This is a genomic window from Oleiphilus sp. HI0061 (assembly GCF_001635675.1).
In genome coordinates, this window is the sequence record NZ_LWFE01001837.1 from 1 (window position 1) to 805 (window position 805).

The 805-nt window shown below is 47.0% G+C and carries 2 protein-coding genes; both read right to left on the minus strand.

Translation table 11 applies throughout. From position 1 onward, the window contains the following. Positions 1 to 136 (minus strand): MJ0042-type zinc finger domain-containing protein (locus A3735_RS32740; RefSeq protein WP_197486112.1); only part of this gene is annotated, 136 nt, incomplete at its 3' end. A gap of 36 nt (positions 137 to 172) precedes the next feature. Then, positions 173 to 805, minus strand: a 633-nt coding sequence (gene prmA, locus A3735_RS27950; RefSeq protein ID WP_082886033.1) for a 50S ribosomal protein L11 methyltransferase, incomplete at its 5' end; no start/stop codon positions are given.

An 805-nucleotide genomic window follows, 5' to 3' on the forward strand; every position in this document is an offset into this window, starting at 1 on the left:
AGCTATAGGCAATTGCATCGAAGATGTTCATGCAGGCGCCGCAGCGAACTCTGCCGTTGGCAGCACTTAATTGTTCTTCAGAGACTTTAAACGAAGCCTTACAGTGCGGGCATTGTGTCAGTCGCTGATTGCTCATCGTGTGTGTTTTTCCTGAATTATTATAAGGCTATTATCAGTCTTTTTTTGTGCCGGTCAAGCATACCCAGCCATCCTCTAGCTGAGGTTTATCCATTTCAAACCATTCTTCATAGTCGTGAACTAGCGCAGCTGCCTGATGCTCAAGAATTCCAGATAGAATTAATTTTCCTTTAGGTTTAACTAAAGCGGCAATATTGCTACGTAAGTCATGCAGTGGTTGAGCAAGAATATTAGCCAGAACCAGGTCTACTTGGTCTTTAGGGCTATCTTCTGGAAGATAGACCGGGAACTGCTGAGCTTCGACCTCGTTTCTCTTGGCATTGTCTTGGGTAGCCAGCAAAGCTTGAGGGTCGTTGTCGATTCCAACCACCGATTTGGCGCCGAGTAATAATGCGGCCAAGCCCAGTATTCCGGAACCACAGCCAAAATCTACGACAGTTTTGTTGTTTAGGCCGTCATCGTTTAGCGCATAAGCATCTAGCCATTTTAAGCAAAGTGCAGTTGTGGGGTGTGTGCCAGTGCCGAAAGCCAGGCCAGGGTCGAGCATCAGGTTGACAGCGTTTGGCTCAGGAATGTCATGCCAGCTTGGGCATATCCATAAGCGGCGACCAAACTGAATGGGTTTGAAGTTATCAATCCATTTACGCGTCCAGTCTTCGTTTTCCAA